At 50.3% G+C, this 17419-nt stretch carries 16 protein-coding genes; 2 read left to right on the top strand and 14 right to left on the bottom strand.

Going from position 1 to position 17419, the window contains the following annotated elements; translation table 11 throughout:
- Nucleotides 1-74 precede the first annotated feature (74 nt).
- Both H8K47_RS08210 and H8K47_RS18335 read left to right on the top strand, forming a co-directional pair.
- The gene (locus H8K47_RS08210; RefSeq protein WP_186880923.1) at nt 75-1211 is read left to right on the top strand and encodes a cupin domain-containing protein; all 1137 of its coding nucleotides are present in this window, start codon (nt 75-77) and stop codon (nt 1209-1211) included.
- Between the two features lie 305 nt (nt 1212-1516).
- Nucleotides 1517-1744, top strand: a complete 228-nt coding sequence (locus H8K47_RS18335; protein ID WP_230405161.1) for a hypothetical protein — start codon at nt 1517-1519, stop codon at nt 1742-1744.
- A gap of 161 nt (nt 1745-1905) precedes the next feature.
- On the opposite strand, the gene bamC is transcribed toward H8K47_RS18335, so the two are convergent.
- The 14 genes from bamC to trpB all read right to left on the bottom strand — a co-directional run bounded on the left by bamC (nt 1906) and on the right by trpB (nt 17407).
- Nucleotides 1906-3072 carry an outer membrane protein assembly factor BamC gene (gene bamC / locus H8K47_RS08220; RefSeq protein ID WP_186880925.1) on the bottom strand — a complete coding sequence of 389 codons (1167 nt, stop codon included), beginning with the start codon at nt 3070-3072 and terminating at the stop codon, nt 1906-1908.
- Between the two features lie 76 nt (nt 3073-3148).
- A complete protein-coding gene (gene dapA / locus H8K47_RS08225; protein ID WP_186880926.1) occupies nt 3149-4033 on the bottom strand; it encodes a 4-hydroxy-tetrahydrodipicolinate synthase in 885 nt (294 codons plus the stop codon).
- A 94-nt stretch (nt 4034-4127) separates the two neighbouring features.
- Nucleotides 4128-4709: a class I SAM-dependent methyltransferase gene (locus H8K47_RS08230; RefSeq protein WP_230410173.1), complete on the bottom strand. Its 582-nt coding sequence runs from the start codon at nt 4707-4709 to the stop codon at nt 4128-4130.
- A 3-nt stretch (nt 4710-4712) separates the two neighbouring features.
- Nucleotides 4713-5369, bottom strand: a complete 657-nt coding sequence (locus H8K47_RS08235) for a site-2 protease family protein (RefSeq protein WP_186880927.1) — start codon at nt 5367-5369, stop codon at nt 4713-4715.
- A gap of 34 nt (nt 5370-5403) precedes the next feature.
- Nucleotides 5404-6027: an L-threonylcarbamoyladenylate synthase gene (locus tag H8K47_RS08240; RefSeq protein ID WP_186880928.1), complete on the bottom strand. Its 624-nt coding sequence runs from the start codon at nt 6025-6027 to the stop codon at nt 5404-5406.
- 160 nt (nt 6028-6187) lie between these two features.
- Complete coding sequence (locus H8K47_RS08245; protein WP_186880929.1) at nt 6188-7042, bottom strand: 3',5'-nucleoside bisphosphate phosphatase; 855 nt, start codon at nt 7040-7042, stop codon at nt 6188-6190.
- Nucleotides 7043-7124: 82 nt separating this feature from the next.
- Nucleotides 7125-9356: a TonB-dependent receptor plug domain-containing protein gene (locus tag H8K47_RS08250; protein WP_186880930.1), complete on the bottom strand. Its 2232-nt coding sequence runs from the start codon at nt 9354-9356 to the stop codon at nt 7125-7127.
- A gap of 354 nt (nt 9357-9710) precedes the next feature.
- The gene (purF, locus tag H8K47_RS08255; protein ID WP_186880931.1) at nt 9711-11231 is read right to left on the bottom strand and encodes an amidophosphoribosyltransferase; all 1521 of its coding nucleotides are present in this window, start codon (nt 11229-11231) and stop codon (nt 9711-9713) included.
- Nucleotides 11232-11253: 22 nt separating this feature from the next.
- Nucleotides 11254-11742: a CvpA family protein gene (locus tag H8K47_RS08260; protein ID WP_186880932.1), complete on the bottom strand. Its 489-nt coding sequence runs from the start codon at nt 11740-11742 to the stop codon at nt 11254-11256.
- Nucleotides 11743-11754: 12 nt separating this feature from the next.
- Nucleotides 11755-12813, bottom strand: a complete 1059-nt coding sequence (locus H8K47_RS08265) for an SPOR domain-containing protein (RefSeq protein ID WP_186880933.1) — start codon at nt 12811-12813, stop codon at nt 11755-11757.
- A 58-nt stretch (nt 12814-12871) separates the two neighbouring features.
- The gene (gene folC, locus H8K47_RS08270) at nt 12872-14164 is read right to left on the bottom strand and encodes a bifunctional tetrahydrofolate synthase/dihydrofolate synthase (RefSeq protein WP_186880934.1); all 1293 of its coding nucleotides are present in this window, start codon (nt 14162-14164) and stop codon (nt 12872-12874) included.
- A 77-nt stretch (nt 14165-14241) separates the two neighbouring features.
- Entirely contained in the window at nt 14242-15114 is an 873-nt protein-coding gene (gene accD / locus H8K47_RS08275; RefSeq protein WP_162018670.1) for an acetyl-CoA carboxylase, carboxyltransferase subunit beta, read from the bottom strand.
- A gap of 97 nt (nt 15115-15211) precedes the next feature.
- On the bottom strand, nt 15212-16009 hold the full coding sequence (trpA, locus tag H8K47_RS08280) for a tryptophan synthase subunit alpha (RefSeq protein ID WP_186880935.1): 798 nt from the start codon (nt 16007-16009) through the stop codon (nt 15212-15214).
- 102 nt (nt 16010-16111) lie between these two features.
- Nucleotides 16112-17407, bottom strand: coding sequence for a tryptophan synthase subunit beta (gene trpB / locus H8K47_RS08285; protein WP_186880936.1), 1296 nt, complete (start codon nt 17405-17407; stop codon nt 16112-16114).
- Nucleotides 17408-17419 lie beyond the last annotated feature (12 nt).

Below are 17419 nucleotides of genomic sequence, written 5' to 3' on the forward strand. Positions count from 1 at the left end.
TATCCTTTAAAAATATATGCAAGCGCGATTATACCCGTCTGGAACTGCAGCGCAGGCGCGCCTATAATGCGCACATGAAAAAATTTACGACACCCCTGACGCTGCTAGGCGGCATTTCCCCAGAACAATTCCTGTCGGAATACTGGCATAAAAAACCTTTGCTGATACGGCAGGCCATTCCTGGCTTTCAACCCATACTATCGCCACAGGCATTGTTTGATCTCGCCGCCCGCGATGATGTGGAGTCAAGACAGATCAGCTTCTTCAACCAACATTGGGAAATGAAGCGCGGCCCGATAGAAGCGCCGCCGCTTAAACAAAAGAAAGACTGGACCCTGCTGGTGCAAGGCGTCAACCTGCACAACGCAGATGCCGATGCTTTACTGCGCCAATTCCGCTTCATCTCAGACACCCGCCTGGATGATCTGATGATCAGCTATGCTGCAGACGGCGGTGGCGTAGGTCCCCATTTTGACTCTTATGATGTATTCCTGCTGCAGGCATACGGGCAGCGCCAATGGAAAATCAGCGCTCAGAAAGACTTAAGCCTGGTCGAAGGCATGCCATTAAAAATTCTGTCTAACTTTACAGCTGAAGAAGAATTTGTGCTGGAACCCGGCGATATGCTGTATCTGCCACCCCATTATGCGCACGATGGCATTGCGATCGGTGAGTGTATGACGTATTCGGTCGGTTTCAGAGCCCCGTCTTACCAGGAGCTTGGCGAATCCTTCCTTAACTTTATGTCGGATACACTGGAAATACAAGGTCGCTATGCAGATCCAGACTTGAAACCAACGGCCAAACCGGCAGAAATCAGCAGTGATTTTCTGCAAAAAGTATCCGACGAAATTGCAAAAATACGCTTCAAAGAAGATGACATTGCGATTTTCCTCGGTGAGTATCTGACTGAACCTAAGCAAACCGTATTTTTTGAGTCTCCAGCGAAGCCACTGACACCGAAAAAATTTGCCCAGTCTGCAGAAAAAAAAGGCGTGCGACTATCACTGAAAAGTACCATGCTGTACAAAGGTAAGCATGTGTTTATCAATGGCGAATCCTTTGCAGTGGGCAAGGAAGACAAGTTGCTGCTTAATAAATTTGCCAATCAGCGTTACCTTGATGCTGAGGATATTGCCAACGCGTCCGCCGATGTGATGGAAGCCTTCTGCATGTGGTACGAGGATGGCTGGCTGGAGTTAGGTAAATAAGGCGCCCCCAACCTCTTCATGCTTGATACTGCATGCATTTTATTAAATGAAATCCAACAAAAGTAGCAAATAAGGATTAGATGTTTTCTTCGATGCAAAAAAACATGAATTTGCGATCAATTTCACATCAATCCCTATTCCATTGCAGGAAAAATCATTATAATCACGGGTTAGGAAACTTTCGATGAAGTGCATCATTAAAAATGGTGCTCTGCAGCGAATAAGCCTATAGAGCGATAATTACCGGTAATTATTCATCGCATAATTTTGATCTTATTTTTGATCTATTTATTGAAAGTACAAACATGAAAAAATCTCTCTTGCTCGTATCCCTGATGGCAATCGCTTTGGCAGCTTGCGGCAAAAAAGAAGAAGCAGCATCTGCTCCAGCAGCATCCGTAGTTGCTCCAGCTCCAGCATCCGCAACTGATGCTCCAGCAGCAGCTCCAGCTCCAGCAGCAGCTTCTGACGCAGCTGCAGCGTCTGGCGCAGCTCCAGCAGCTTCCGCTACAGCAGCTCCAGCTTCTAAGTAATTTTTTACTGAAGCAAAAAGCCGGCATATGCCGGCTTTTTTTCGCCTGAAATTCCGGTTGGCGCGCATACAGCAAGTTATCTCGATCAACGATATCCGGCTCATTTCAGGCAAAAAAAACGGCCAATTCAATTGGCCGTTTTTTCTTACCTAGCTGTCTGACTACTTGAGCTGATCATTCAACAATTGCAGAATTTTCAGAGATACCGGTGAAGTATCAATCTTACCTTCATTGTTGTGCACGCTGATATGGCTGACTTCACCATTCGGACCCGCATTTTTCACCAGGATACGGTAGCGTTGCGCTTCTTTTGCCGCGTCACTGCTGCCAAACGAGAACAATCTGGAGAAGAAGCCATCGCTGGCGCCCTTGGTTTTCGCGTCGATATCCTGATCGATGTAGCGCACAAAGTACACGCCCTGTGAGCGATCACGGTCTTCTACAGTGAAACCAACTCTGTCCAGCGCCAGGCCAACACGACGCCAGGAACGGTCAAAGCTTTCATCGACCTCGACATAATTCTGCTCACCATTTTTGAGCAACTTCGAATGTGATTTTTCTTCAGTGGCAGTTTTCACTGCAGCCTTCGCTGTTTCTGCATCCGATCCCAGGCGCACCATCAGACGCGACAAAAATTCCGCTTCCAGGCCAGGATCAGCAGCACGTGGCGTCCAGACAGTGCCATCCTTTTGCGCACCGGTCACAACTTCCTGCGCGCCACGATGGCTGATGTAAATTTCCAGCTTGCCATCGGCAGTGCGCTCCAGACGGGTACGGAATTTATCACGTTCACCGGTTGAATACAGAGAGTCAATCACGCGACCCAAGGTATTGCGGATGATATCCTGAGGGATTTTTGCGCGATTCTCAGCCCAGTCGGTTTCCATCACACCGGCTTCCTGATTTTCTATCACGATCAGAAAACCTAATTCTTGCCAAAAATCTTTCAATTGTGGCCAGACATCTTCAGGTTTCAACGAGACCACCAGCCAGCGCTGCGAACCATCCCGCACGATACGCATATCTTTGATCTGGCCCGGCGCCACAGTTGCTGCAGTTGCGTTGGATTGGGCTTTAGCGCCCTTTTCCAGATTGTAGCCAGAAGCGGTCGCTGAGCTTTTATTCGCATCAGGGATCGCAAAGCGGCTATCGCGACGTATCTGAGTCAGGTCGGGTGGAACTTCCAATGACACCGTATTTGCTTTACCTGCGCTTTTGTAATCAATCTTATTTGGCTCAATCAAATTGCTAATAGAGCTACAACCCGTCAATCCAACAAGCGCTACAGCGCCGATGATGCCATTTTTAGCAACCAAGCTTTTTGCCATGTGAAAGTCCCTACTCATTATTTTTCAGTTAAAACTACGCGCTGCAAACTGGTACTTGCTGCGTTCTTTGTGGTGCTTATTGTAATACACCTGCCTCGCGTAATGCAGCACGAAGTGTCTCATGATATTGCTCAGACATAGACACTAAAGGCAAGCGCAAGCCTGCAGGTATCAAGCCCATCTCGGTCATTGCCCATTTCACGGGCAAAGGATTAGGTTCGATAAATAATTTATTATGCAAAGCCATCAGCTTGTTATTGATACTGCGGGCTTTCGCGATATCGCCTGCCATCGCAGCAGCACATAATTCATGCATCGCTTTTGGCGCCACGTTGGCGGTCACAGAAATATTGCCTTTACCACCGCAGAACATCAATGCCATCGCCGATGCATCATCTCCTGAATAGACGGCAAAAGATTCCGGTGCCAGACGAATCAGGTCGATACCACGCGCCAGATTACCAGTCGCATCTTTCACGCCGATGATACCTGGCACTTGGGCAAGACGGAGTATCGTTTCATTCGACATGTCGGCGACTGTACGGCCTGGCACATTGTAGAGAATGACAGGAATATCAACCGATTCTGCAATCTTCTTAAAGTGCTGGTACATACCTTCCTGGGTAGGACGGTTGTAATACGGTACCACTTGCAAAGATGCATCGGCACCCGCTTCTTTAGCAAATCGGGTCAAAGCAATCGCTTCGGCAGTGGAATTACCACCGGAGCCAGCAATGATAGGAATACGTTTATTGGTGTGCTCAACGGCGACACGAATCAATTCGCAATGCTCTTCGACTGAAACTGTCGGCGATTCACCAGTGGTTCCAACGATCACAATACCATCGGTACCTTGCTCGATGTGCCAGTCAATCAGCTTACGCAGGCATGGCAAATCGAGACTGCCATCAGCATGCATAGGGGTTACGATCGCAACCAGACTTCCGTGAATCTTTGTCATGTTAGTGCCAGAAAAAAATAAAACCCTGATTGTAGCGGAAGCCACGTTAATCAGGTGGTAAATCGCTGGAATTCAGACTCAAACCAGCCCTTAATCAAGCCAGGCGATTCAACTGCTTCGCCCCGCCCTGCCTGCGCGCACAAATACGCTGTATCTGCGCCGGCTTCGGTACATCCACATAGCCGGATTCATAGGCAATCACATCCATTACTATTTCAGGACAGGATGCGATTAAGCGCAATAACTCACCCTCATTCAGTAAAAATTCAGGCCTTGAAGGTTTGCCGAATTGCGCATTCCCCGCAGCAAAAGTCTCGTAAAGCATCACACCGCCGGGTGCTAACAGCTTCAGCAAACGCGGGAACAAAGGCCGGTGCAGATAATTGCACACAATTATTGCAGCAAAAGAGGCGTCCTCAAACGGCAATACTGCATGCCCTTCATTTTCCAAATCTACAGCAAGAGTGCGAACGCCAGCCTGTTTCAATTGCTCAAATGCAGCCGTATCTCTGTCCACGCCAAACAATTCTAAACCTAAGCCCAACAAGGGATACAAATTGCGGCCGTGACCACATGCCACGTCCAACACCCGTCCAGTCTGAATCAAGCGACGATGCCTCATCACCCAGGATGACGCCGCACTGGCAAAGCCATCCATGTGAGTACACAGCATCATCACTCAAAACAAAAAGGTAAACGGGATCAACAAAATTTGCAATAAAGCACTACCAAGTGCCATCACAGGCACCATCCAGTACTGCAGCATTTTCAAAATAGCAAGACCCATGACGATGAAAAAGCCATAGGGCTCAATTTGTGCAAACTTCATTGCCATTTGATGTGGAAGCAAACTGATCATTAACTGACCACCTGCCAGTGGCGGTACAGGAATCAGATGAAACGCAAACATCGCCAGGTTAGTGAGCACACCAGCGGATGCCATTTGTATGAAAAAACTCTCATCCACACGGAGTACACGCAACAAAATAGCGAGCAAAGCCCAGGCAAAAGCCATGATGAAGTTTGCCAATGGGCCGGATATGGAAACCCAGGCTAAGTCTTTTTTAGGATTACGTAATTGCGAATAATTGATAGGCATAGGTTTGGCATAGCCAAACAAAAATGCGCCATTCGTTGCCAGATATAGCACCACAGGAATGACGATCGTTCCCAACGGATCGATATGTACCATGGGATTCAAACTGAGTCGCCCAGCAGCCTGACCAGTAGTATCACCAAAATGCCGCGCCGTATAGCCACGAGCAGCTTCATATAGCGTAATCGCGAATACAACTGGCAGCGCGAAAATCAGTACGGTTTGAATTAAGTCATTCATAAATTACTTCAAAAATAAAACGGTAAGCCTTGAATTACAGGCCAAAAAGCGCAGGATCACCACCACCCAGTCGTATCAGCTCGGGCTCTGCAGCGGTCATATCGATGACTGTGGTCGGTGACAAACTACAGGCGCCGCCATCTATAACCAAATCGAGCTGTTTTTCCAGGCGTTCGCGGATTTCTTCGGCATCATTCAATGCCGCATCCTCACCCGGCAAAATTAATGTCGTCGCCAGCAAAGCCTGCCCTAATTCTTCTAATAATGCATGGGTGATTTGATGTTCAGGCACACGCAGGCCGATGGTTTTACGTGAGGGGTGGCTGAGGCGACGCGGGACTTCTTTAGTCGCCTCCAGAATAAACGTATAAGGCCCCGGGGTTGCTGCCTTCAGTAAGCGGTATTGTTTATTGTCGACCTTGGCATACAAAGCGATTTCCGACAGATCACGACATAGCAAAGTCAGGTGATGCTTTTCATCGACACCGCGAATACGACGCAAGCGGGATACCGCATCTTTATCATCCAGATGACAAACCAGGGCATAACAAGAATCCGTGGGAATCGCCACGATACCCCCCTGGCCAACAATCTGCACTGCTTGCTTAATCAACCTGAGCTGAGGATTTTCAGGATGAATTTGAAAAAATTGACTCATAAAATAGTAAGGCTGGTGATGATCGCCAGGCACCTCGTCCTGAAAACGAAAAGACGGTAGACGAAGCTGCGTAGTGTTTTACCAGCCATGATTAAATAGACATAAGCTGAGTAATGTACCAGATTCCCCTAGCTCGGGGGAATGTTATCAAGCACTGGAATCAGTCAAAGCGCCAATGCGCCCACACGGGCACAGAATCACGCGGTAAGGCTTGTAATTGTCCGATATCAACCTCGAAATCCTCAGGCGAATGAAAATCCGAACCACGTGAACTCAGAAAGCCATAACGTGCTGCGATTCCCGCGTATTCAGCATACTGATCCACAGTATGACTACCGGTGACGGTTTCAATCGCAACGCCGCCGAAGGCCTTGAACTCACGGAAGAAACAGTCAAAGGCCAATGGCGTCAGCTCATAACGGCCAGGATGCGCGATGACAGCCACCCCGCCAGCTTCGCGTATCCAGCTGACAGCATCTTTGAGACTGGCCCAACGATGCGGCACATAGCCCGGCTTGCCTTCGGTCAGGAAATGTTTGAATGCATCAGAAACCGTGCTGGCAGCACCGATTTCCGCCAAATAACGCGCAAAGTGTGAGCGCGAAATTAAATCGGGGTTGCCGACATATTTCAACGCACCTTCATAGACACCAGCGATTCCGGCACGCTGCTGCAGGTCCTGCGCCATATCGCGCGCACGGCGCTCGCGCCCTGAACGGGTATTTGCCAGACCGGCCAGCAGTTGCGGGTTAGTTTCGTCGACTTGCAAACCAACGATATGCACCGTCTTGCCGGCCCAGGTTACGGATACCTCTACTCCGGCGACAAATGGCAGACGCAGGTCAGCTGCAGCCACTCTGGCCTCGGCCACACCGCTGACTTCGTCATGATCTGTCAGTGCCCATAACTCAACTCCGTTTCGTTTTGCGCGTATGGCCAGGTCAGATGGCGTCAGAACACCATCCGACACCGTGGAGTGAGAATGCAGATCAGCGTTTAACAAGATGGCGGACATAAATCAAATCATCAAAATCATTTAAGGGAAGATTGTACTCCCCTCGCCATCATTGCGCTGCAACAAGCCTAAACTGGCCTGATCAAATCTTCATTTCAAGACGCAGCGTCCAGGTGGTATAAGTCGTCGCCAGCGTTTTATCATTACGATAAATACCTCCGGTCGTGACCGTATTGGCACTGTAAGAGTCAGCTGGACTCAGATTATTGGCTGACAAACGCAATTGCAGGTTAGGACTCCACTTCCATAATGCGTAGGCATCGAACTGGCGTTTTTTGCCGGTATCCACGATCTGGGTTGTACTGGACTGAATTTCATAAGCAGGTGTCCAGTTGACACTGCCGCCCAGCGTCAGCGGCAATCCTGCGACGCGGTAATCCATTCCCAGATTGGCGGTTTGCTTAGGTTGTTGATCCAGCCGGTTATTCGGTCCCGGTATATCATCCACACTAGACCAGAAACGGCTGTAATTGGCGCGAAAATCTATCGCAGGGCCTTCCGGTAAAAATTCCTGCAACTGGAATTTTGTATCGAACTCCATACCTTTGGTGATCGCGTGCCCAACATTAACCGGCGAGGATACCCAGCGCGCGCCACTGCCGTTGTCGACCAATACGGTACGTCTGCGTATCAGGTCATCTATGCTTCTTGCAAACAGGTTCAGACTCACAATGCCTGCCCGACTCAGGTAATGTTCAAACGCGAGGTCTATACCCTTAGATAATTCAGGTTTCAGATTCGGATTGCCAGTGCGGTCAGGCCGGGTAGCGCTGTTTTGATTTGAAATACTCGGTATCGCAATCAAGTCATTTAAAGCAGGTGCACGGTAGGTACTGGTCAGACCTAGCCGGATCTGATCCTTGCTATCAGGAATACGCCAGACGCCATGCAAGACTGGGCTCCAGACCCTGCTATCGCTGTCTACATGCTGACGCGTCGATGAACTGGACGTATGTATACCTTCCCAACGCACGCCCGCATAAGCTGAGAACTGCGGGCTGATATCAAATTCATCCTGTACAAACAAAGCGATACGGCGCGTGCTGGCATCGAGGTTATCGCCTGATTCTGCATACTGCGGCAAACCGTTATCCAGCGACGTGCGGGTCTGGCTACGCTTACCCGCTTCCAGCTCCCAGCCCGTCGCTATCGTATGCGCATCGCCTATCGGCATAGTCAGTTTGCCGCCGGTATTTGCAGTACGGTCACGGGTATTGTTCACATCTGAAATCACGTCAATTTGCTGACCAGCCTGATTGAACTGATAGCGCATTGAAGAACTATTCATTTTCCCGAGTCCGCCGCCAAAGCGCACGACCAGCTTGCCATTGTTTTCAAATTTATGCTGCCAGTTACCAAAACCACGCAGGAAATTCGTCTCCGCTTCATTGGACGAATTCGCTGTCGCATATGACTGTGGCCCAAAGTAAGTGGACGAACGGAATAACTCATTGACCTGATTCCAGGTTTGAGAATTACTTTTCGACGTCATTAAAAATGGCTGAAAATTCAGGGTATCGCCATTTTCAAATTTATAGTTAAAACGCGGTGTCAGATGCAAGCCAGTGGTTTCACGATCGGTCTGATCCTGCTGGTGCTGCTTCAGCACCGTTTCGCCAGCAGTATTTTTTTCCAGGCTATCAGTCAAACTCTGGTCATGCTGCTTGTTTTTAAAGACAGAGCCACTCATGACATAACTCAGCGCGCCAGCCTCACCCGGCACAGTCAGCGCAACATTCGGTGCCAATCGTCCCTGCTCCGATCCAAGTGAAATTTTCAGGTCGGTAGTCTTTTGTTTGTATTCTTCACGCAAGACGATGTTAATCGTCCCTGCGATAGCCTGAGTACTGAACTCAGCAACAGCACCACGGACGATTTCTATACGCTCAACCTGATCCGGCGACAAGGAATCCATAGAAAACCCGCGTGGTGCACGTTCACCATTAATCAAAATTTGCGTATAGCCATTACCCATACCACGCATACGGATATCGCCGCCACGACCGGGGCGCCCACCCACCGTCACACCAGGCAAACGTTTTAAGACTTCGCCTAAACTGCTGTCACCATTACGATCCAGCTCTTCACGACCATAGATAATCTTGCCCGCTGTCGATTGCCTGCGCTCCTCCACTTCAGTGCGACCGCCGCTCACCGTCACTTGCTGCACCACTTCCTTACTCGTTGCTGGTTTTGCTTGCTTGTCAGACTTCCCCAAATCTGCTTTCGCCTTGGCCGGAGCAGTCGGAGCCTCTTTTACTGGTGCTTCTTCCTGTGTCGTCTGGGCATAACCAGAACTGACGGAAAACAGCATGCAAATTGCAGCTGCAATAGGAGAAAGGCGAAATGGTGTGAACATGAAAACTCTCTTGAACAGATGCTACGCTAAGGAGGCTTTGGCTGAGGACTAACTGGCTGGCCACCTGAAAAATGCGTCAGGAATTGAATGTCACTTATTGTATTTTTTGCTGCACCTAGGCGCCACCGATTTACCCAGTTGTTTTGTATAGAAATGAAACGAAGTGAGTCAGCTATCTATGTTTTGACCCAGATGCCTGATTTACCTCCTTGTCATTTCGCATCTTTACGAGGCAAAGAAAAAGCCCGCACACCTTACGGTATGCGGGCTTTACTCAATCAGACGCTGTGCGCTGAATCAGTTCATCGTTTAGTCCTGGCGTGCAGCCAGATTCAGATTTAATTGCGAACGCAATAAATCTTCTGTTTCGGGACGTGGATTGCTACGGGCATGTTCCAGCTTATCGAGGTAAGCAGGTGTTACGTCACCGGTGATGTAGAAACCATCGAAGCAGGAAGCCTCAATGTTTTTCAACAAAGGGTTCACATCGGAGATGGAACGCTTCATTGCATCGACGTCCTGGTATACCAGCGCATCCGCAGTGATTTCACGGCACACTTCCTCGTCCGAACGACCAAAGGCGATCAGTTCGCTACGTGTAGGCATATCAATACCGTACACATTCGGGAACTTCACTGGTGGCGCGGCGGACGCGAAAATAACCCGTTTAGCACCGGATTCGCGTGCCATCTGTACGATTTCACGGCTAGTCGTGCCACGTACTATCGAGTCATCGACCAGCAAAACACTCTTACCTTTGAACTCTGAGCCGATCGCATTCAGTTTCTGACGTACCGATTTGCGACGCACAGACTGACCAGGCATCATGAAGGTACGGCCGATATAGCGGTTTTTGATAAAGCCTTCGCGATAATCGAGATTCAGTTTCAATGCAAGTTCCATCGCCGATGGACGTGAAGAATCAGGAATCGGCATCACCACATCGATATCACCGGCGCTGAACTGGCTGCGTACTTTTTCAGCCAGATACTCACCCATTTTCAGACGGGTCAGATAGACCGAAGCGCCATCAATAATGGAATCCGGGCGAGCCAGATACACGTATTCAAACGCACAGGGATTGAGACTAGGATTATCGGCGCACTGCTGGTTATACAATTTGCCATCGAGGTCGATAAACAAGGCCTCGCCTGGCTCTACGTCACGAAGGAAAGTGAAGCCCAGACCTTCCAAAGCGACCGATTCACTGGCGATCATATATTCTCTGCCGCTCTCATTTTCCGAGTAGCCTATGCACAATGGACGGATACCGAAAGGATCGCGGAAGGCCAGCAAGCCATAACCGGCAATCTGCGCCACCACTGCATAAGAACCACGCACACGACGATGCAGCATAGACACCGCACGGAACAGTCCTTCAGGATCCAGAGAGTAACCGCTGGTCACTTCCTGAATCTGATGCGCGAGAATATTCAGCAGAACCTCGGAATCTGAATCCGTGTTCAGATGACGGCGGTCATTCTTGAACAACTCAGTTTTGAGTTCAACTGCATTCGTCAGATTACCATTGTGCGCAAGCACAATACCAAACGGCGCATTTACGTAGAAAGGCTGCGCTTCCTCTTCGCTGGTAGAACCGGCAGTCGGATAACGCACCTGCCCGATACCGACATTACCCGGTAAAGAACGCATATTGCGCGTACGAAATACGTCACGAACCAGACCATTCGCTTTGTGCATGGCAAATTTATTGCCGTGGTTGGTAGCTATACCAGCAGCATCCTGACCACGATGCTGCAATAGCAGCAGCGCATCATAAAGCAACTGATTTACGGGATTATTTGAAACGACACCTACGATGCCACACATGGTGGACTCCTAAAAAGACAAGTTAAAACCGAACATGTTGGGAAATCGACGCAGGCAGAAATGGGATCACGGTATGTGCCGCTGTTTCTGCCAAAGGACTGAGCAAGGCTTCTTTCCAGAAGGCTTGCTGTGGCATGGTGGTCATGCCGCATACTAAAACTGCCGCCAGGACTAGCACACAGCCTCTGGCAAAACCGAATAATCCGCCCAGGCCACGGTCTGCCAGCGATAAGCCGCTGGCCTTGATGACGGCATCGACCGCCATCATAACCAGAGCCATGAGCAAACGTACGCCGACAAACAGCAGGATAAATGCGACGATCAGGCGCACGATCTGGCCTGGAAAAAAAGATGGCAACCAAGAGGCCAGCAATTCACTGTAGGCGTTGGCAATGACAAAAGCGACAGTCCAGCTGACCAGGGACAGGATTTCCTTGATGAGTCCACGCATGGTGCTGATAACGATAGAGCAGATCAGTATCAGCAGAACGATGTAATCAAAGAGTGTCACTTAAATTCCCGCTCAGTTTGGAACCAAAGTACCGCTTAAACCCAGCTTATCCAGTTTAGCGCGCGCTTTATCTGCTTCTTCCTTGGATTCAAAGGGGCCGATACGTACCCGTATCTTGTCACCGGAACTGGTCGCTACCTTTTGCGTGTAAGAACGGATATTGGCGGACCTGAGTTTAGACTGCAATTCGTCGACTTTTTCCTGAGAAGCCAATGCGGCTACCTGCACAGTATAGGAAGATTTTTCTGTATGTTCAGCTTTTGTTGTTGCCTGTGGCTTAGCAGGCGTTTTCCCTTCCAGAATTGCTAATGCACGGGCGGCTTCATCGTCACTAGCTGCATTTTTCACCGGCTTGGCGGGCTCAGCTTTTGGCTCTGGCTTGCGTTCAGGCTTAGCTTCCACTTTGACTTCCGGCTTCACATGCTCTTTTTCAGACGCCTTCTGTGTCTTGTCCGTGGACTTAGGCTCGGGTTTCGCTTCAGCTTTGGACTCGGTTTTGATCTCTTTGATATCGCGTCGGGCTTCCGTCATGACGTCAGGCTGACGTTCAGTTTTGACGTTTTTTTCAGGTGTTGCAGCCAGTGCCGCTATCTGACCAGTTGCTGGTTTACTTTCCGTTTTGGGGAGTGATGGCAGATCCTTGGCTTTTGGCAAAGGTGGTGCTGGTTCGATAATTTCTTCAACCGGTTCAGCCGGTGTGATCACAGGCCGTCTGTTAGAACCAGCCTCGGCTGATTCAGCCTGATTTTGATTGGACGCCAGTTCAGGTGCTTTGTCTTTGGATGGAATACGGATTTGCACATCATCGCCCAAAGGTTTGGGTTCAGAGTCAAACAGCATAGGCAGACCAATTACAGCAGCCAGCGCAATCGCACTGGCACCAATCAAACGGCGACGCGCACGCTTTTTTTCAGGCAGGATAGGATCTTCTACCCTGGAACGACGGGAAGCAGCGGCTTTCTTAGTGCGCGAGCGCGTTTCCACGCTATCCTCTTCCGCGCGGGAGCGGAATTCGCCATTTTCATAGCTATCGGACGTATCTTGCTTTTTGAAACGCGAGAACAAACCCATGTGCAAATTTCTGTCTGGTTAGCAGTCCCCACCGGCACAAGCCAGTGGGGTCGCAAAATCATGTATGCATTGCAGATCTTCTGGCGCGCATCACACCCGCAACCGTCAGGAAAGATCCAAAGACCACTATTCTATCATTTTCCCCGGCTTTACTCATCGCATAGTGATAAGCTTCTTCAGGATTTTGAAATGTTTGTACGCTGTGTTCTGTGTCAGGGACCACGCCGGTATCCAGCAAACGCTGTTCTAACTGACCGGCCGACGCTGCACGCGGCAAAGGCAGATCAGTCACGCACCAGTGATCAATCTTGTCCTTCAACTGCGCAATCACACCATCAATATCTTTATCCAGCATAGAGCCGAATACCGCGTAGGTATAAGCATGAAAGCCCATGTTATCCATATTCTGCGCCAAGGTGGCTGCCGCATGCGGGTTATGCGCCACATCCAGCACAACCACCGGACGTCCTGGCATCACCTGGAAGCGCCCAGGCAAATCCACCATCACCAGACCGGTGCGCACTTCCTGCGCTCCAACCGGCAATACATCTTTAAGGGATTCTAAAGCAGCGAGTACCGCCGCTGCATTCAACAATTGATTCGCACCACGCAGACTAGGATAGCCCAGCGAATTGCGACGCTGACTGCGCCCACCATAATTCCATTGCTGCTTGTCGCCGTTATAGTTGAAATCACGCCCAAACAGCCACAAATCAGCACCTATCGAGGTGGCATGATCAATCAGGGATTGCGGTGGCACCGGGTCACCGCAAATCGCGGTACGGCCTGGGCGAAAAATTCCTGCCTTTTCGAAACCGATTTTTTCACGGGTATCCCCTAGATAATCAGTGTGATCGATATCGATGCTGGTAACGACAGACACATCCGCGTCAATCACATTCACAGCATCCAGCCTGCCTCCCAACCCGACTTCCAGTATCACCACATCCAGCGGCGCTTTGGCCAGCAAATCACAAATTGCGAGTGTAGTGAATTCGAAATACGTCAGCGAGACATCGTCACGTGCGGCTTCCACACGATCAAAGGCTGCGATAAATTCTGCATCAACCACGTTTTCACCATTGATACGGGCGCGCTCATTAAAGTCGAGAAAATGTGGCTTGCTGTATAAACCTACCCGATAGCCCGCCTGCATCAGGATGGCTTCCAGCATGGCGCAGGTAGAGCCTTTTCCATTAGTACCAGCAACCATAATCACCGGGCAGGAAAACTGTATTCCCATGCGGTTCTTGACCGCAGCAACGCGGTCCAGTCCCATATCAATTTCTTTAAAGTGGCGTTGCTCTAACAGAGACAGCCATGCAGGTAAGGTAGTTGGCAGATTTTGCATGATATAAAAAAAGCCCTCAGCAACGGGATCTGTACACAGACCCCTAGCCTTGGGCTTCCTGAAAAATAGGTTAAAACTTAAGCGACTGCTTCGGCAGGCTGGTTTTGCAGCAATGCGAGCAAACGGGCGATTTCTTCGCGCATCTTACGGCGGTCTATGATCATATCGATCGCGCCTTTTTGCAGCAGGAATTCCGAACGCTGGAAGCCTTCCGGTAATTTTTCACGTACTGTGTTTTCAATCACGCGTGGACCAGCGAAGCCGATCAAGGCTTTTGGCTCGCCAATCACCACATCGCCCAGGAAGGCGAACGAGGCAGATACACCACCCATGGTCGGATCGGTCAGCACAGAAATAAATGGCAGACGCTGTTCTGATAATTTGGTCAGCATCGCAGTCGTTTTCGCCATTTGCATCAAGGATAACAAACCTTCCTGCATACGCGCACCACCGGTAGCCGTGAAGCAGACAAACGGTACTTTCTGCTCTAACGCAGCTTGCACACCACGCACGAAACGCTCACCGACGACGGACCCCATAGAGCCCCCCATGAATTCAAATTCAAAGCAGGCTGCCACGACTGGCACCGACATAATCGATCCCCCCATCACTAGCAAGGCATCAGTTTCACCGGTGGTTTCCAGTGCGTCTTTCAAACGGTCAGGATATTTTTTACTGTCTTTGAATTTCAGTGTATCTACCGGCAGCACTTCCTGACCGATTTCATACCGTCCGCCTGCATCCAGCAAGGCATCCAGACGCTCACGCGCACCGATACGCATATGGTGGCTGCACTTAGGGCAGACATGAATATTGGCTTCCAGATCAGAACGGTACAACACCGCTTCGCAGGATGGGCATTTCACCCATAAGCCCTCAGGAATGGACTTGCGTGTTGCAGATTCCGAGCGCTGTATGCGCGGTGGTAACAGTTTTTCTAACCAACTCATGTTTTCTCCTCTTGCCAGTTTGGTTCTGACAGGTCAAGCACATGACCCCGCTAATACGGGGCCAAACAGTTGCCACAAAGTGCAATAGCCGCGTATTTTACTCGTCTAAAGCCTCTCTGACACCAGAAATAAAAGTTTTTACGGCATTCACAGCCTGATCCCTGGGGGTGGTTTCGAGCTCCTGAATAATCCGGGACCCGATCACGACCGCATCCGATACGCTGGCAATCGCCCGCGCCGTCTGCCCATCACGAATGCCAAAGCCAACACCAACTGGCACCTGGACATGCCGCTTAATTTTTGGAATCATCTCTGCCACAGCAGACAAATCCAGACTACCGGAACCGGTCACCCCTTTTAAAGACACGTAGTACACATAACCGGATGCGATTTTACCTACCAGCGCAATCCTCTCCTCGGTTGAGGTGGGCGCCAGCAGAAAGATCGTATCCATGCCATGTTGCTGCATGCTTTTTGCAAATTCTTCGCATTCTTCCGGTGGATAATCCACCACTAACACGCCGTCCACGCCTGCTTCTGCGGCAGCCTCAATGAAGACTTGCTGCCCCATGCGCTCTATAGGATTAGCATATCCCATCAGCACCACCGGCGTTTTTTGATTGTTTACTCTAAATTCGCGGACGAATTGTAATACATCCCTTAAGCCAACACCAAATTGCAATGCTCTTTCGGAAGCGCGCTGTATCACAGGGCCGTCTGCCATCGGGTCGGAAAACGGTACGCCCAGCTCGATAATATCGGCACCACCCTCGACCAGAGCGTGCATCAGCGGCACGGTCATGTCGGGTGCAGGATCACCGGCAGTAATGAAGGGAATCAGACCTTTACGTTGCTCTGCCGCGAGCGCAGCGAGTACGGATTGAATTTTTGACATATTGATAGACCAAAGAGGATAAACATCAGGCAAGCGGCGCCGGGCGACTTGTATTTTCTGGCACGGCTATGCTTGCCACTTCAGATACTGCAGCGACAGCACTCAGAACTTGAGACCTGCACGCTCTGCTACCGTGTGCATATCCTTATCACCGCGGCCCGATAAATTGGCCAATATGATTTTATCTTTCGGCAACGTCGCCGCCAATTTGGTCGCATACGCCAGCGCATGACTGGACTCCAGCGCCGGGATGATGCCCTCGATACGACAGCAATCATGGAAGGCTTGCAAGGCTTCCTCATCCGTAATGGTCACGTACTCCGCACGGCCGCTGTCTTTAAGCCATGCATGTTCAGGGCCAACACCGGGATAATCGAGGCCAGCTGAGACTGAATGCGTTTCTATCACCTGACCATTCTCATCTTGCAGCAAATAGGTGCGGTTTCCATGCAGGACACCTGGCGAGCCTGCCGTCAGCGAAGCCGAATGACGGCCGCTGTCTACGCCCTCACCTGCAGCCTCTACACCAAGCAAACGGGTTTGCTGATGGTCGATATAGGGATAGAAAATACCCATGGCATTCGAACCTCCGCCGACACAAGCGACGACATAATCCGGCTGACGCCCAGCCAACTCGGGCATCTGCCATAGGCACTCTTCGCCTATCACAGACTGAAAATCCCTGACCATCATAGGATAAGGATGTGGGCCAGCCACTGTTCCTATGATGTAAAACGTATTTTCTACGTTGGTGACCCAGTCGCGCATCGCTTCATTCAGTGCATCCTTGAGCGTCTTCGAGCCGGACTCGACAGGCACAACGGTCGCACCCAGCAGCTTCATGCGGTAAACATTCTGAGCCTGACGTTTGACGTCTTCCGCCCCCATATACACCACGCATTCCAACCCAAAACGCGCACAGATGGTGGCGGTTGCGACGCCATGCTGACCCGCGCCGGTTTCCGCTATCACGCGCGGCTTGCCCATACGTTTTGCCAGCAAGGCCTGACCGATCACATTATTGATTTTGTGCGCGCCGGTGTGGTTTAAGTCTTCCCGTTTAAAATAAATCTGTGCGCCGCCCATTAGCTCGGACCAGCGCTTGGCGTGATACACCGGCGATGGCCGTCCTACAAAGTACTTCAACTCCTGGCGAAAATCCTCCAGAAACTGCGGGTCATGCTGATAAGTCGCATAGGCGTCCTTCAGCTCGCTCAGGGCATGCGTGAGTGTCTCTGAGACAAAGCTGCCGCCATAGGGGCCGAAGTGACCACGCTGATCTGGCAAATGATAGGAGGCAGATTGGTAGATTGCCGTTGAAGCCACTGTGGCTGCTGTGGCTGATGTAACTGATGCATGCGCAGCTGCGCCTGCATCGGAACTGATGTTGGTCGTCATGACTATCCTTAC

The organism is Cognatundibacterium rugosum (assembly GCF_014284365.1).
Taxonomy (GTDB): Bacteria; Pseudomonadota; Gammaproteobacteria; order Burkholderiales; family Burkholderiaceae_D; genus Undibacterium; species Undibacterium rugosum.